Genomic DNA, 14,049 nt, shown 5'->3' with positions numbered 1-14,049 from the left:
TATGACAATGAGAAAGCAGGCAGGCCAGACAAAGAAAAATACAACTACCGCAGCTCATAAAACCACCAGAAGAAGCGCTGGAACAAAAACTGCAGCAAAAAGCACACCTTCTAAAAAAGCTTCCGCCAACACCGGCCTGATCTCCGACCTGGACTGCTATTTATTCGGCGCAGGTACTCACTACGAGATCTATAAAAAGCTGGGCGCTCATCCTATGACCTATAAAGGCAAAAAGGGCATTTATTTTGGCGTATGGGCACCACATGCACAGGCAGTCCACCTGGTAGGCGATTTCAACGGCTGGAACCCGGAAGCCAATCCTATGACCAAAGTAGGACAATCCAGTATCTGGGAGTATTTTAATGCAGGTATGCAGGTAGGAGAGCTTTATAAATTCGCCATTACCACCGATACAGGAAAGATCCTTTACAAAGCTGATCCATTTGCCTTCAGCGCAGAATACCGTCCGGGTACTGCTTCCGTTACCGCAGATATCAGCGGATTTTCCTGGAATGACAGTGACTGGATCTCAAAGCGTTCCCAGGCAGATATGACCAAACAGCCCATCAGCATTTATGAAGTCCACTTAGGTTCCTGGAAGAAGAAAGACCGGGAAGAAAAAGACGGATATTATACCTATGTGGAAGCGGCTCATGAGCTGGCTGCCTATGTAAAAGAAATGGGCTATACCCATGTAGAACTTATGGGTATTGCGGAGCATCCATATGACGGCTCCTGGGGATATCAGGTGACCGGTTATTTTGCCCCTACATCCCGTTACGGAAGTCCAAAAGACTTCATGTATTTTGTAAATTATTTACATAAAAATGGCATCGGCGTTATCCTTGACTGGGTTCCGGCCCATTTCCCGAAAGATGCCCATGGACTGGCTGATTTTGACGGACATCCTCTTTTTGAATACGAGGATCCACGCAAAGGCGAGCACCCGGACTGGGGCACAAAAGTCTTTGATTACGGCAAAAATGAAGTAAAAGACTTCCTTATCAGCAACGCTCTCTACTGGGTAGAAGAATACCATGTAGACGGCCTGCGTGTAGACGCTGTTGCTTCTATGCTGTATCTGGACTACGGCCGGGAACCGGGCCAGTGGGTGCCAAATAAAAACGGCGGAAACCAGAACTTGGAAGCCATTGAATTCTTCAAACACTTAAATACCGTTGTCCAGGGCCGCAACCACGGTGTTGCCATGATCGCAGAAGAGTCTACTGCATGGCCGAAAGTCACCGACCACCCGGAAAATGACGGACTTGGCTTTACCTTTAAATGGAACATGGGCTGGATGCATGATTTCCTGGAATACATGAAATTGGACCCGTATTTCCGCAAATACAACCACAACCGCATGACCTTCAGCCTGACCTATTTTACCAGTGAAAATTATATTTTAGTACTCTCCCATGATGAAGTAGTACATCTGAAGTGTTCCATGATCAATAAGATGCCTGGGCTTGGAGAGGACAAGTTCTCCAACTTAAAGGCCGGTTATACCTTTATGTTAGGTCATCCCGGAAAGAAGCTTTTATTTATGGGACAGGACTTCGGCCAGTGGCATGAATGGGATGAAAAAGTCAGCCTTGACTGGTATTTAGCTGAAGAAGAAAGCCATAAAAAGCTTCAGGAATATGTCCGTGATCTTCTTCATATTTATAAGAAATATCCTTGTCTGTACCAGCTTGACAACGACTGGAACGGCTTCCAGTGGATCAATGCAAATGACGGGGACCGCAGCATTTTCAGCTTTATCCGCAAGGATGAGACAGGAAAGAAAAACCTGCTGTTTGTAGTAAACTTCACACCAGTGGATCGCCCGGATTACCGTGTAGGTGTACCGAAACGGTGCAAGCTGTCACTCCTTCTGGATAATGTTCACGGTGCTTATAAGCCCAGCCAGTGCCCTACTTATACATCCGTAAAGAGTGAATGTGACGGACAGCCATATTCTATTTCTTATCCGTTAGGAGGATATGGAACGGCGATTTTCCGTTTCTGATCGCCATAAACCTTGATCCAGATTTTATCCGGATCCGGTTTTCACAGTTTGTGTACCTGAGACGCGCCCCCCGGCGCGTCCACCCACTTTTCCAGTTCCTGATAAAAAATAAATTTCGTTAATTTTTTATCAATTTCTGCTGTACTTTTAACCACACCTGTAGTAAAATAATAATCGATGCGGCAGTTCACACCGCAGCAGTACCGTATATAATGTGTGGAAGGAGAGTATGATTATGGCAAAAGAAATGATTTTCAGTAGTGCAAAAAAGACCGTCTACCGTGACGGAGATACTGCCATTAAGGAATTCTGCGAAGGATTTCCGAAAGCTGAGGTTTTAAACGAAGCATTATGTAATGCAAGAGTGGAGACCATTGAAGCGCTCAATGTTCCAAAGATTTTGGGGGTAACGGTAACTGATGGAAAATGGTCTATTATCAAGGAATATGTACCAGGTAAGACCTTAGAACAGCTGATGGATGAAAATCCGGACAAGCTGGACGAGTACATGTCCCAGATGGTAGATCTGCAGCTGTTGATCCACAGCCAGGCTTGCCCACTGCTCAACAAACTGAAAGAAAAGACCATCCGTTCCTTAAAATCCGTGGAACAGCTGGATGAAAGCACACGCTATGAGCTTTTGACCAGACTGGACGGAATGCCAAAACACACCAAACTCTGCCACGGCGATTTCAATCCATCCAACATCATTGTTGGTGATGACGGAAAGCTCTATGTCATTGACTGGGTACATGCTTCCCAGGGTAATGCAAGTGCCGACGTGGCCAGAACCTATCTTCTGCTCAGCTTAAAGGACAAAAAGAAAGCAGAACTGTACATGGATCTGTTCTGTGAAAAGACAGGTACAGAAAAACGCTATGTACAGGGCTGGCTTCCAATCGTAGCAGCCGCACAGCTGGCTTATAAGCGTCCGGAAGAGAAAGATCTGTTAGAGAGCTGGATCAATGTATTTGAGTATCAGTAAAATCTATTTACACATTTAGGCAGGACCGCCGATCAGCGGACTGCAAACTTACGGTCAGAAAAAGACAGGCCCCCTGCGAGCCTGTCTTTTTAATTAAGAATTCCTTTTGCAGTGGGTAACATTTTGTTTATTCGCTGTTTTTCTATGTCCAAATACAAAAACCCCTGCTTTAGGCAGGAGTTTTTGTAATGGAATTTTTTTCAAAGCTTAATTGCAGCACACAAAGACATCCGATCTTTCAGAAGTTCCTCCACCGTCAGATAGCTCTTCTCATATCCAAGTGCCTCGCTAAGCTGCATCACATATGGCTTCTGCAGGCGTGCCTTCTTCAGCACTTCTTCCTGGGCAAATACTTCTTTTGCAGTTCCATCTGCCAGCACCTGACCATGGGCCATGATGATAACCCGTTCAAAATTCTCTGCCACAAAGTCCATATCGTGAAGAATAGCTATGACCAGCTTGCCCCGCCCAGAAAGGCTGCGGATAATGCTGCCAATGATCTGCCGCCCTTTCCAGTCCTGGGCAATTGTCGGCTCATCCAGGATCAGTACATCGGTGTCCATAGCAAGTACTGAGGCAATGGCTGTCATCTTCCGCTCATAAAGTTCCAGATCATAGGGATTTTCTTTCTCCTTGCCAGACAGTCCTGTCAGTTCCAACGCCCAGGCTGCCTCTTTCTTCGCCTGTTCCGGATCCATGCCGATATTTAACGGGCCGAACAGGACCTCATCCATAACATTGTACTTGAAGATCTGGTCATCCGGATTCTGGAATACATAACCTACACTTCCTGCCAGCATAGCCACTGTCTTGCCTGAAATGTCCTCACCGTGGAAATAAATGGAACCTGAAACCGGTTTTAACAAACCCTTTAAAAGTTTGACCAGCGTGGTCTTTCCTGCTCCATTCTGGCCGATGATGGCGGTAGGACGCTGATCCAGCTTCATGTTCAGATCCTCTAAAACCGGAATATCTGCCAGATAAGAGAAATCCAGTTTTTCAATCCGGAACTGCTTATCCACAGAAGCAACGTTTTCAGCCTTCCTGCAAGTCCCAGACTGCCCGGACCTTGCGCCTGTTTCAGCGTTCTTTGCCTGTACCTGTCCGGTGCCTGCCGCACTCGCTCCCACTGCTTTTTGCACACCTGCTTCCGCATTCGCATGCTCATATACACCTAGCCGCTTCTCTCTCAGCACTTCAGCCGCCTCTTTCACTGTCACCGGATACGTTCCATCTGCCAGAGTCACCTGTTCTGCTTTACAAATGCGGGTAAATGCCGGCGCCTGGATCCCATAATCGTTTAAATCCGGCATAGAAAATACCTTCTGCGGCGTATCGAATGCAATCTGCTTTCCTTTGTGCAGAAGCAGAATACGGTCACAGTAGGCCGCCAGCTTCTCAATCTTCTGCTCGATCATCAGAATGGTGATACCAGAGCCGGTCAGGGTTTCCACTGCCCTAAATACCTCGTCACTTCCCTCTGGATCCAGCTGAGAAGTAGGCTCATCCAGGATCATCACATCTGGCCGCATAACCAGCACACTGGCAATAGCCACGCGCTGCATCTGGCCGCCTGACAGATCAAATGGATTGCGATCCCGGTACTGCCAGATATCCAGAAGCTTTAAGGCTTCCTCTACCCGTTTTTTCATTTCTTCTGCCGGCACACCCAGATTCTGCATGCCAAATGCCACTTCCTCGTATACGTTATCCTTTGCGCCGGAAAGCTGGTTAAAGGGGTTCTGGAATACCAGTCCCACATGGCCGCACAGCTGTGCCACCGGAGTCTTGCCTGCCTCAATGCCATCTACCGTGACCATTCCGCCGTAAGCTCCTTTATAAAACTGCGGCACCAGCCCCATAATGGCCTGACTTAACGTACTCTTTCCAGCTCCGTTTTCCCCGATGATGCCAATAAACTCTCCCTTTTCCACCGAAAAGTCCAGTCCATCCAACGCCAGTTCCTTCGTGTGGGGATAACGGTATCGCAAATTTTCAACGGTTATCACAGACATCCTACAATCCTCCATACCACAGCCGCCAAAATGCAGACACCTAAAAAGATAGTGATCTCACGGTCTCCTTTATGGCGTGTCCGCTCTGTCAGCCAGGTTTTTTTCTTTCCTGCGCCAAAACCACGCACCTCCAGGGCAATGGCACGCTCTCTGGTATTGATCAGGGAACTCATGACCACAGGGGAGATCAGGGGCAGAAATGCCTTCCCGCGGGTTCTCAAATTTCCTTCTGTCTCCAGTCCGCGGCTGCGCTGGGCATCCATGATAGTATTCATCGTTCCCATCATCTGCGGGATGATCTGGAATACTGAGGTCACAATGTAGCCGAACCGTGGGGAAAATCCCCGTTTTTCCAGCTCATCAACAAATTCAGAGGGCTTTGTGGAAAGCACAAATACTGCAAAAGACAACAGCATATTTAGGATATTCAGACCAATATGAAGAGCATAAAATATGCCTTCCCGGTAAAATTTCAATCCGACGACCTGAAACAGCACATTGACGTTTTTCTGGTTGAACAATCCATGGATCAGAAAAATGGTCAGCAAGATCGTAAAGGAAAAAGCAATCAGCGGAAGGGTCTTTTTTAAAATTTTGCCACTGGCCAGCACAAGAAGGCTGACCGCAATAAACACGCCAAACATCCACAGCCGCCCGGAAATCAGCGGAATACTGATGGCGGCGGCTATGTACATCAATTTGGTGAAGGGATGCACCTTGGTCAGGTAAGTCCCGTTATCTACAAAAAGGCTAATACTTTTCATGTTCTGTTATATTTCCTTTTCTTGATCATTCCAGAGTCTCAATCTCAGAATTTACCTCATACAGAGTAGTCAGTTTATTTGGAAGACCCTTTAAGATAAAGAATACCATGATCAGCGTGATCAGCTTGTCCGGTACATCCACTACGACCTCATCTAATAAAGAACCTAAGAATACCGGCATATTAGCTGCCTGTGCTGCCATTGCCAGTTGTAGGACTCTCGATCAGGCTAACTGTTGGATCATTTTTTCGACCCTCGACCTGTAATTTCAAGTCATCATCGACTATATTCAATTTCCATACAAAACAGTCTGGATATACGATTATTTCCTTTACAAAAGCATCTATCACTTCTTCAGGTATGCTATGTGTTGAGAAATTAAAATTCTGTTCCAACCCATACTTTAATACCTGTAAGCGTTGATCATATTCTTCATCCGAAACTTCTTCGTCTATCTGATATGACTGTAGCATTTTCTGCCACTTTTCTTTTTCCTCAAACAAGCTCTTTTTCTTCTCGTCGAATTTTGCTTTGTCGATTTCCCCTGCCATTCTCATATCAACCAGATTATCGAATTTCTTATCTATAATCGCAATCTTTCGCTGCGTTTCTTCTATCTCACTTTGAAAATCAATATCCCTATCATCTTTAAAGTGTTCTTCCAGCATTTCATTTGCGATTTCTATAATTCCATTTCTGTCTTGCCAAAACTTCTGAAAGATTATATCTGCCATTGCCCCCAATTTCCATCCCGGAACCATCGGTGTATCACAGATACCTTCTAAATCAAGTCCTTTCTTTTTTCGAGTGGCAATACTTCCAGTTCTCACCTGTGAATAGCATTGATAACAATACTGTGGAATGCCATTTACTCTGCGCCAAACCCGCCTATTCATAGATGCTCCACAATAGCATTTCAACTTTCTGCACCAAACATCATTGGCTTTATGCTTTCCCCTGCGTCCTCTATTATTAACAGAAAATGATTTAGAATCAAGCATTTTTCTTACTTTTTCAAATTCTTCTTTAGTAACAATAGGCTCATGTGAACCTTCTACTGCAATTTGCTCTACTTCTCCCCAATTCTTAACCTTCTTTTGCTCCAGATAATCCGGAACGTATTCTTTCCTATATAATATAATTCCACAATAAAATGGATTATTCAATATCCTACTTATATAAGATGAATACCAATGTGTCAATCCAGTTGAAGTCTTTCTCCCTGCCGCTTCGAGTGCGAATTGAATTTTTCGCATTCCCATACCATCTAAATACATATCATAAATCATGCGAACAGTTTTGGCTTGCTCTTCGTTAATGATAAAATCTTTTCCTACTTTATCATACCCCAAAATATTTCCATTTCCATATATAACACCATTTTGGAAGGAAATCTTCTGCCCCGCCTTTACTCGAACTGATGTTTTTTTACTCTCGTTCTGAGCAAGTGTTGCCATAATAGTCAATCGAAGCTCGCCATCCTCATCATTCATTGTCCAAATATTGTCTTCAGTAAAATATACTTCTACACCATATTTTTTCAACGTTCTTGTCTGTTGTAACGTATCAACAGTATTTCTGGCAAAACGAGAAACCTCTCTGGTAACAATGAGATCAAATGCTCCATTTTTAGCATCTTCCATCATTTCGAGGAAACTCTGTCTTTTATTAACGGATGTTCCAGTAATACCTTCATCAATGTATCTCTTGTATAATTTCCATTCAGGATGATATTGGAATAAATTATCGTAATACTGCACTTGGTTTTCCAAAGCTGATATTTGTGCTTCATGCTCAGTAGACACTCGTGCATATATTGCAACTAATCTCTCCTTCATCGTATTCTCCTCTTTTATTTTTCCTACATTGTTTCTACGTTTTTATATTAACATAGATAGTCCCTATTTTCAAGCGAAACTTTCTTCTCTGTGTCACTTCTGATATTTCTAAAAACAAACTCAGATATTTTTCCCTGATTATATAGGCTTTTAACAAGTGCTAACGCAATAATTCGCTCCATATCATTCTTTTGCTTTATATTTCTTTTTTCTTTGTTCACCATAAACTCCTTTCACTTATTATGCACCTTATCTGCCAATGACAACCCACACCCCATTGCAGGCTCTCATCGGCAGATAAAAATGCAATACAGGTGGCAGGTCATTACTCTGCCCACATCGGTCTTGCACCGTCATTCAAATTGACCGGACTGCAAATCTCTTTACAATCCGGAAGTATCATTATTACAGATATGCTTCATCGCCCTGTGTTACTGCCACACATTTTGTCAGATTTTTCTCGCTCCATACCTTTGCTTCAATGTCATGTTTCAACACTTCTTCGCGTTCACCCTTAAAAGAGCAGGTACATCTTTGCGAACCTACCTAGTGGCTCGGCATATCCTCACGTCCTGTATGCAAAAATATTCAGTTGTCAAGGTACAACGCTGCATCATTTCCAATCAATGAATAGAAAGGGAACTTTCTGATCGGATGCTATGCAACTTCAAAAGCCAATATTTTTGTAATCAGCTTGGTTTCCAGTCTGCGACGCAGCGTTTCATCAATGCAGTAATGCACCTGTCCACTTTCGTCATACAACTTTCTGGTAGACAATTTGATTATGTATCCCTCATAGTGCTTTAACACTGCATTGATAGCGCTTACATCACCCTCTGATGCTGCCTTTATAATATGGAAAGGCAACAAATTTTCCTCATTTCTGCTTTTATACATCTTTTTCATCTGCTATTCCTTCCATAATCTTCTTCAAAATTTCAAGTGAGCGTGTCCTGTGTTCATGAATGGTACTGCGAACCAGATTCATTTCTCTTGCAATATCCGCATCGCTCATTTCCATAAAATACGAAAGTAAAATGACATTCCTTTTTCTTTCTGTAAGTTCCTTCAAAGCTTCAGCAATCAGGGTATTTTTTACTTCAATGTCATAGCCATGCACTTCAAAATGATGATATTCTGTTCCATACTCATCCATAGTAAATAATTTGCTCAACTCCTTTTCCGACAGTTCAGAGAATGCAACTTCGTGTTTCCTGCGATAGTCCATGTGTTTGTAATAATTTACAGCTTCGCCTTTTAATGCCATCTGGCATAACCGATCAAATTGGTGCCGGATAGTCATTTCATCTTTAGAAGAAGGTTGCCCCATACGAGTTCACCTCCTCCCGTTCCGAATGCCAAGGCTTTTGCCTTTTTTCCCTTCCGGAGTATCTCCCAAATGAAACCGGGGAGATGTTCGGGTGGATTGAAAAAATTTTAGAAAAATTTTTCTGTATATAAAAAACGCCCTTATGGGCACATACCCACAGGACGCTATTTATATCTGATATTAAATTTTCTCCACATTTTACGAGTGTATATAATGCACTTTCAATTGTAGAATTTGCCACATTACTTAAAATGTGACCTATTTACCTATCCTTCCACGCAATAGGCAGGATAATATTTTCCAAATACAAAAATATCCTTTCAACGGTTCAGAATCCATAACTCTCCCAAACACATTCAAAGGATAAAAACATGAGAAAAAACCTTTGAATACTGCGTTTTTTTATATGCAATATCCAAAGTTACTTATTTTATTCAAGTGCATTATATCCCTCTGATATAGTGCGTTATTAGTTCATTTTCTTTTTAAATGGTGAACTATACACTATATACGGAGGTGCATGACATGGCTAAATCTAAGAAAATTGATAAAGACATGGGTTTTCGCCTGAAGAAAGCCAGATTAGACCAAAAGCTGACTTATGATGAATTATCCGAAAAATCCGGTGTTTCATCAAGATATATCAAAGAGATCGAAAATCATGGTAATGTTCCAAGCCTTGAAAAACTCGGTCAGCTCATTCGAGCTTTACACATCTCTGCTGATCCGTTCTTTTATCCGGCAGCTCCAACTGATAATCTGGATTACCAAAGACTGTTGGTTTATCTTTCAGAATGTACAAACGATCAGATAACCACCATTCTTGCACTGGTAGAAGCCTATCTTCGTACATATAAGACCCATGAAACAGAATAGCAGAAAGATTTCGATTTTTTCTGGATTATTTCTGAATTATTCTGAAGAAAAACAGGGTGGTCAGCTTCCTGGTAAGCCATCCACCCTGTTTGAACTATTCTTTGATATGCATAAGCACTTCTTTCACTTTGTTTCTTTCCTTTAAAATCCCCAGTCCGTCAAATATCTGCATTACATCTACCATCCCCTGATAGTAGGCTCTTTGTTCTTCTTGAAAATGAGCGTGATCCACTATATCCATATAATTTTCGAAAAATTCTCTGTGCTCTGCAGAAAGCTCAGCCAACACCGTTTCATATTCCCGATTCGCCTTTTTCAATGCTTTATCTGCATTTTCCGATTCGTTTGTGTGAACAGAATACTCTCGTTCTTCTGCTTCGCTTCTAAGTTCCTCCAATACCTCTGCTACTGTTTCAAATACTTCGTTCATTTTGTATCCACCTTTCCATATAAGTATTGCATTTTGCAGTCAGTATTATCAATCCCAAGATTACATCAAATAAATTTATTTTCTTATACTTCATCTTTAGAAGTATATTATCAACATTATTCCGTAAAATCAATCATGTAGCACTTCATCTTTAGAAAGTTGGTATTTGAATGAAGATTTACTGGAATAAAGAAAAAAATTCCAAAAACCTTATTGGACAACGTGTAAAAGAATTACGAACCGAAAAGCACATATCACAAAAAGCATTAGCTGAACAACTCCAGCTTGCCGGATATGAATTTAGTGATTTGACTGTATTACGCATTGAACAAGGGACACGCTTTGTACCGGATTATGAAGTAGTGGCTCTGGCAGAATTTTTTCATGTATCTTGTGAATATCTCTTGGGTGTTAAAAAAGAAAAATAAGCAGTGATCTGGACTATAACTTACAGACCACTGCTTAAATTTTTATTGAAGCGATACCCTACTCCCCATACAGTCTGTATGTAAATCGGTTTACTTGGATTATCTTCTATTTTTCCACGCAGGTTGCGGATATGGCTCATGACAATATTATAATCACCAAAATATGGCTCTTTCCAAACAATATTATATATTTTCTCCTTGCTAAATACCATTCCAGCATTTTGCGCTAACAGTAAAAGAATTTCAAATTCCGTAAAAGTAAATTCTATTTCTTTGTTTCCTTTTACCGCCAACCGTCTTTCAGCATTTATTGTTAATCCCTGAAATTCTAAGCATTTTTTTATGTTCTTATTTTCACATATTTTCATTTGCTTATTTTCTAATATGCTTAATATCTCGCTAATAACATCATCTTCACTATTTTCAAATGACAACAGCAACATTTTCCCCATAACTTTCCACCTCCTCAAATCTTACTTATGTAATAGTTCAATTATTACACAAGTAAGATTTACAGTCAACTATTTTTCCAAAATTGACATTTCAACAAATACAGAATATACTATTTTTATTACAGGCGTAAGATTTAAGGAGTGATTTACATGAAGAATTTACCACAAATTTCGGAAGCAGAATTTGAAGTTATGAAAATTGTATGGAAATATGCCCCCATTAACACCAATGAAATAACAGAAAAATTACTACAAACAACAAACTGGAGTCCCAAAACTATCCAAACGCTCATTAAGCGTCTTGTGACCAAGGGTGTTCTCACTTATGAAAAACAAAGTCGTGTTTTTGTTTACACACCGTTAGTAAAAGAGTGTGAATATATTAGTCAAGAAAGTAATTCTTTCTTGAATCGCTACTATAATGGTGACATTACCTCTATGCTATCTGCATACATAGAAAACGATAAACTGTCTGAAACAGAAATTGAAACACTTCGCTCCCTTCTTTCCAAGAGTTCCAAAAAAGGAGGCGATTAACATGGCTAATTTCATGATACGCTTTTTATTATGCAATGTATTTATCAGCGGTATCGTTGGAATTCTTTTGATAGCCAAATGGGTATTCAGAAACAACTTGTCCAGCCGGATGCAGTATAATCTATGGTTGCTGTTACTCGGACTTTTAGCAGTGCCTTTTATCCCCTTCCGTCTAATTAGTTTTCCGCAAATTTTCTCATGGCTCAGTAGCGTAAGAAACTCTTCCGCTTCTCATGCCGATGTTGGTGCAAATAATGTTATGGATACCGTTTTATCTGGTACTACAAATTGGATGAATGACTTTGCCCTTTCTGTAAATAAAGACACGCCATCCGTTACCGGATATATTTTATTAGGTATATGGATTGTGGGAATGCTTGCGATGATGATATTGGTAATCAAATCTTCTCTTCGTTTACGCATAATAAAGAGATCTGCGCTCCCCCTTCAGAACCCAGAGGTTCGCAGACTGTATAACAAATGCTTGAATGAGATGAAAATAACAAGGAATATTCCTGTGTACAGTACCGCTTTTTTGAAATCACCTATTATCGTAGGATTTTTGAAGCCATGTATTTATCTGCCAATTCATTTAATCTCAGATTATCATGAATCTGATATGAGATATATGCTATTGCATGAACTGCAACACTACAGACATAAGGATGCCATTGCCAATTATCTTATGAACTTTGCCGGAGTGCTTTATTGGTTTAACCCCTTTGTCTGGTTTGCGCTAAGAGAAATGCGTAATGACAGAGAAGTTGCCTGTGACACTTCTGTTCTGAAAATGCTGGAAGAAGACGATTATGAGAATTATGGAAATACGCTGATTAACTTTATAGAAAAGGTCTCCATTTCTCCTTTTCCGTTTGCTGCCAGCCTTAGCGGAAACATGAAACAAATAAAGCGTCGCATTATCAACATCGCTTCTTATGAGAAACCAACGTTTTACAAGAAGTTAAAAGGCATGACTGCTTTTATACTGACCACAGTTCTAATAATGGGACTTACACCTTTTATTTCTACATATGCAGCGGACGAAAGTCACTACCAATGGAAATCTTCCTCAGAAAATATTTCATATGTAGATTTTTCTAAATACTTTGGAAAATACGAAGGAAGCTTTGTTTTATACGATCTGGGAAATGATGCCTGGAGCATACATGATATAGAACATGCTACGCTACGAGTTGCGCCGGATTCCACTTACAAGATATATGATGCTTTATTTGGATTGGAAGAAGGTGTCATTACACCAGAAGATTCCTTTATTGCATGGAATGGAGAAAGCTATCCGTTTGAAGCATGGAACGCTGATCAGACCTTGCAGTCTGCTATGGCTTCATCTGTGAACTGGTACTTCCAATCAGTGGACGAACAACTTGGTACTACTTCCGTTTACGATTATATCAAGAAAATCGGATATGGAAATAAGAACATGAGCGGCGATTTCTCCACCTATTGGATGGAATCTTCCTTGGAAATTTCCCCGGTAGAACAGGTCGAACTTTTAACTAAGCTGCAAAATAACAGTTTAAGCTTTGCCCCTGAAAACATCAATGCAGTAAAAGATTCCATATGCATTTCTTCTTCCGATGCCGGATCATTCTACGGAAAAACTGGAACCGGACGAGTAAACGGACAAGATGTGAATGGTTGGTTTATAGGCTATATCGAAACTGCAGATAATACATACTTTTTTGCTACCAACATTGGTGCTGACAGCAATGCTACCGGAAGCAACGCTACTGAAATAACCATGTCTATTTTGTCTGACATGAATATATGGAAATAAAAAAATCGGGTAAAGGTCATAGTCGTATAATCCTTTGCCCGTTTTTTTTATTTTCACTTTATGCATAAAAGCGTTTCAACTATCCAGTTCTATACGTCAAGAATTAGATTTATTATTGATGTATTCTACAATTTCTCCAATAAAAAAAGATATCAATGTCCCAATTGAAACAAACAAACTATCTCTATCACCTAATGATTCAATGAAGATTGAAAATGTAAACGTAAAGTTACTATACATATAATCATAAAAAACGTATTTCAGAGAACCTATCAAGAGCATCAACCCGAAAGAAATTAATGCATATATTAGACACAGCAAAAAGCTAATGTCAATGCTGCGTTTGACAATGATTTTTCCCATAAAAAAACCTAAAATAAAAACCCCAATATCAATATATGTATATATAATTAAAAAGCCCAAATAGGCTAAGGCAGCATTATATTTGGGAAATAAATAAAAACAAAGAAAATAAGCTAAAGCCACACATACAAAATATACTAAAAATGGAGAATACGTTCTAACAAACTTTCGAGAGTATGAGAAAATCTCTGTAAATAAGATTCTTCTATGATAATTAAGAGC

At 40.6% G+C, this 14,049-nt stretch carries 15 protein-coding genes; 6 read left to right on the top strand and 9 right to left on the bottom strand.

What is annotated here, in order from left to right; all coding sequences use genetic code 11:
* Positions 1 to 7 precede the first annotated feature (7 nt).
* Together glgB and DW251_RS02740 are read left to right on the top strand one after the other, a co-directional pair.
* Positions 8 to 2,011 carry a 1,4-alpha-glucan branching protein GlgB gene (glgB, locus tag DW251_RS02745; RefSeq protein WP_118300295.1) on the top strand — a complete coding sequence of 668 codons (2,004 nt, stop codon included), beginning with the start codon at positions 8 to 10 and terminating at the stop codon, positions 2,009 to 2,011.
* Positions 2,012 to 2,246: 235 nt separating this feature from the next.
* Positions 2,247 to 2,996, top strand: a complete 750-nt coding sequence (locus DW251_RS02740; RefSeq protein WP_021870003.1) for an aminoglycoside phosphotransferase family protein — start codon at positions 2,247 to 2,249, stop codon at positions 2,994 to 2,996.
* 200 nt (positions 2,997 to 3,196) lie between these two features.
* On the opposite strand, the gene DW251_RS02735 is transcribed toward DW251_RS02740, so the two are convergent.
* The 6 genes from DW251_RS02735 to DW251_RS02710 all read right to left on the bottom strand — a co-directional run bounded on the left by DW251_RS02735 (position 3,197) and on the right by DW251_RS02710 (position 8,943).
* A complete protein-coding gene (locus tag DW251_RS02735) occupies positions 3,197 to 5,011 on the bottom strand; it encodes an ABC transporter ATP-binding protein (RefSeq protein ID WP_021870002.1) in 1,815 nt (604 codons plus the stop codon).
* Positions 5,002 to 5,775, bottom strand: coding sequence for an energy-coupling factor transporter transmembrane component T (locus DW251_RS02730; RefSeq protein WP_021870001.1), 774 nt, complete (start codon positions 5,773 to 5,775; stop codon positions 5,002 to 5,004). Before DW251_RS02730 ends, DW251_RS02735 begins: the two co-directional genes overlap by 10 nt.
* A 25-nt stretch (positions 5,776 to 5,800) precedes the next feature.
* A complete protein-coding gene (locus tag DW251_RS02725; protein WP_347474611.1) occupies positions 5,801 to 5,977 on the bottom strand; it encodes a hypothetical protein in 177 nt (58 codons plus the stop codon).
* Complete coding sequence (locus DW251_RS02720) at positions 5,958 to 7,613, bottom strand: recombinase family protein (RefSeq protein WP_118300179.1); 1,656 nt, start codon at positions 7,611 to 7,613, stop codon at positions 5,958 to 5,960. The genes DW251_RS02725 and DW251_RS02720 overlap by 20 nt, the downstream gene beginning before the upstream one ends.
* 657 nt (positions 7,614 to 8,270) lie before the next feature.
* Positions 8,271 to 8,519: a helix-turn-helix domain-containing protein gene (locus tag DW251_RS02715; protein ID WP_002593582.1), complete on the bottom strand. Its 249-nt coding sequence runs from the start codon at positions 8,517 to 8,519 to the stop codon at positions 8,271 to 8,273.
* Entirely contained in the window at positions 8,503 to 8,943 is a 441-nt protein-coding gene (locus DW251_RS02710; RefSeq protein ID WP_002593581.1) for a sigma-70 family RNA polymerase sigma factor, read from the bottom strand. Before DW251_RS02710 ends, DW251_RS02715 begins: the two co-directional genes overlap by 17 nt.
* Positions 8,944 to 9,468: 525 nt before the next feature.
* Between DW251_RS02710 and DW251_RS02705 the strand changes: the two genes are divergently transcribed.
* Positions 9,469 to 9,819 carry a helix-turn-helix transcriptional regulator gene (locus DW251_RS02705; protein WP_002593580.1) on the top strand — a complete coding sequence of 117 codons (351 nt, stop codon included), beginning with the start codon at positions 9,469 to 9,471 and terminating at the stop codon, positions 9,817 to 9,819.
* 94 nt (positions 9,820 to 9,913) lie between these two features.
* Here DW251_RS02705 and DW251_RS02700 read toward each other — a convergent pair whose 3' ends face one another.
* Positions 9,914 to 10,249 (bottom strand): hypothetical protein, encoded by a 336-nt coding sequence (locus DW251_RS02700; protein WP_002593579.1) that lies wholly within the window; start codon positions 10,247 to 10,249, stop codon positions 9,914 to 9,916.
* Positions 10,250 to 10,419: 170 nt separating this feature from the next.
* Here DW251_RS02700 and DW251_RS02695 point away from each other — a divergent pair, with 170 nt between their 5' ends.
* The gene (locus DW251_RS02695; RefSeq protein ID WP_038292320.1) at positions 10,420 to 10,677 is read left to right on the top strand and encodes a helix-turn-helix transcriptional regulator; all 258 of its coding nucleotides are present in this window, start codon (positions 10,420 to 10,422) and stop codon (positions 10,675 to 10,677) included.
* 20 nt (positions 10,678 to 10,697) lie between these two features.
* On the opposite strand, the gene DW251_RS02690 is transcribed toward DW251_RS02695, so the two are convergent.
* Positions 10,698 to 11,129, bottom strand: coding sequence for a winged helix-turn-helix domain-containing protein (locus DW251_RS02690; protein ID WP_002593578.1), 432 nt, complete (start codon positions 11,127 to 11,129; stop codon positions 10,698 to 10,700).
* 150 nt (positions 11,130 to 11,279) lie between these two features.
* Between DW251_RS02690 and DW251_RS02685 the strand changes: the two genes are divergently transcribed.
* A complete protein-coding gene (locus tag DW251_RS02685) occupies positions 11,280 to 11,666 on the top strand; it encodes a BlaI/MecI/CopY family transcriptional regulator (protein WP_002593577.1) in 387 nt (128 codons plus the stop codon).
* Between the two features lies 1 nt (position 11,667).
* A complete protein-coding gene (locus tag DW251_RS02680; protein ID WP_002593576.1) occupies positions 11,668 to 13,464 on the top strand; it encodes a BlaR1 family beta-lactam sensor/signal transducer in 1,797 nt (598 codons plus the stop codon).
* Positions 13,465 to 13,560: 96 nt separating this feature from the next.
* On the opposite strand, the gene DW251_RS18055 is transcribed toward DW251_RS02680, so the two are convergent.
* Positions 13,561 to 14,049 (bottom strand): hypothetical protein (locus DW251_RS18055; RefSeq protein WP_207663348.1); only part of this gene is annotated, 489 nt, incomplete at its 5' end.

It is taken from the genome of Clostridium sp. AM22-11AC, from assembly GCF_003473545.1.
In the GTDB taxonomy this organism is placed as follows: Bacteria; Bacillota; Clostridia; order Lachnospirales; family Lachnospiraceae; genus Enterocloster.
Note: the sequence above shows the minus strand (reverse complement) of the source record. Positions and strands in the feature narration are given on the sequence as shown.

Excerpts from the sequence above, each read along its gene's own strand:
- glgB (WP_118300295.1), top strand. The coding sequence starts at position 8 with ATGAGAAAGCAGGCAGGCCAGACAAAGAAAAATACAACTACCGCAGCT.
- DW251_RS02740 (WP_021870003.1), top strand. The coding sequence starts at position 2,247 with ATGGCAAAAGAAATGATTTTCAGTAGTGCAAAAAAGACCGTCTACCGT.
- DW251_RS02735 (WP_021870002.1), bottom strand. The coding sequence starts at position 5,011 with ATGTCTGTGATAACCGTTGAAAATTTGCGATACCGTTATCCCCACACG.
- DW251_RS02730 (WP_021870001.1), bottom strand. The coding sequence starts at position 5,775 with ATGAAAAGTATTAGCCTTTTTGTAGATAACGGGACTTACCTGACCAAG.
- DW251_RS02725 (WP_347474611.1), bottom strand. The coding sequence starts at position 5,977 with ATGGCAGCACAGGCAGCTAATATGCCGGTATTCTTAGGTTCTTTATTA.
- DW251_RS02720 (WP_118300179.1), bottom strand. The coding sequence starts at position 7,613 with ATGAAGGAGAGATTAGTTGCAATATATGCACGAGTGTCTACTGAGCAT.
- DW251_RS02715 (WP_002593582.1), bottom strand. The coding sequence starts at position 8,519 with ATGAAAAAGATGTATAAAAGCAGAAATGAGGAAAATTTGTTGCCTTTC.
- DW251_RS02710 (WP_002593581.1), bottom strand. The coding sequence starts at position 8,943 with ATGGGGCAACCTTCTTCTAAAGATGAAATGACTATCCGGCACCAATTT.
- DW251_RS02705 (WP_002593580.1), top strand. The coding sequence starts at position 9,469 with ATGGCTAAATCTAAGAAAATTGATAAAGACATGGGTTTTCGCCTGAAG.
- DW251_RS02700 (WP_002593579.1), bottom strand. The coding sequence starts at position 10,249 with ATGAACGAAGTATTTGAAACAGTAGCAGAGGTATTGGAGGAACTTAGA.
- DW251_RS02695 (WP_038292320.1), top strand. The coding sequence starts at position 10,420 with ATGAAGATTTACTGGAATAAAGAAAAAAATTCCAAAAACCTTATTGGA.
- DW251_RS02690 (WP_002593578.1), bottom strand. The coding sequence starts at position 11,129 with ATGGGGAAAATGTTGCTGTTGTCATTTGAAAATAGTGAAGATGATGTT.
- DW251_RS02685 (WP_002593577.1), top strand. The coding sequence starts at position 11,280 with ATGAAGAATTTACCACAAATTTCGGAAGCAGAATTTGAAGTTATGAAA.
- DW251_RS02680 (WP_002593576.1), top strand. The coding sequence starts at position 11,668 with ATGGCTAATTTCATGATACGCTTTTTATTATGCAATGTATTTATCAGC.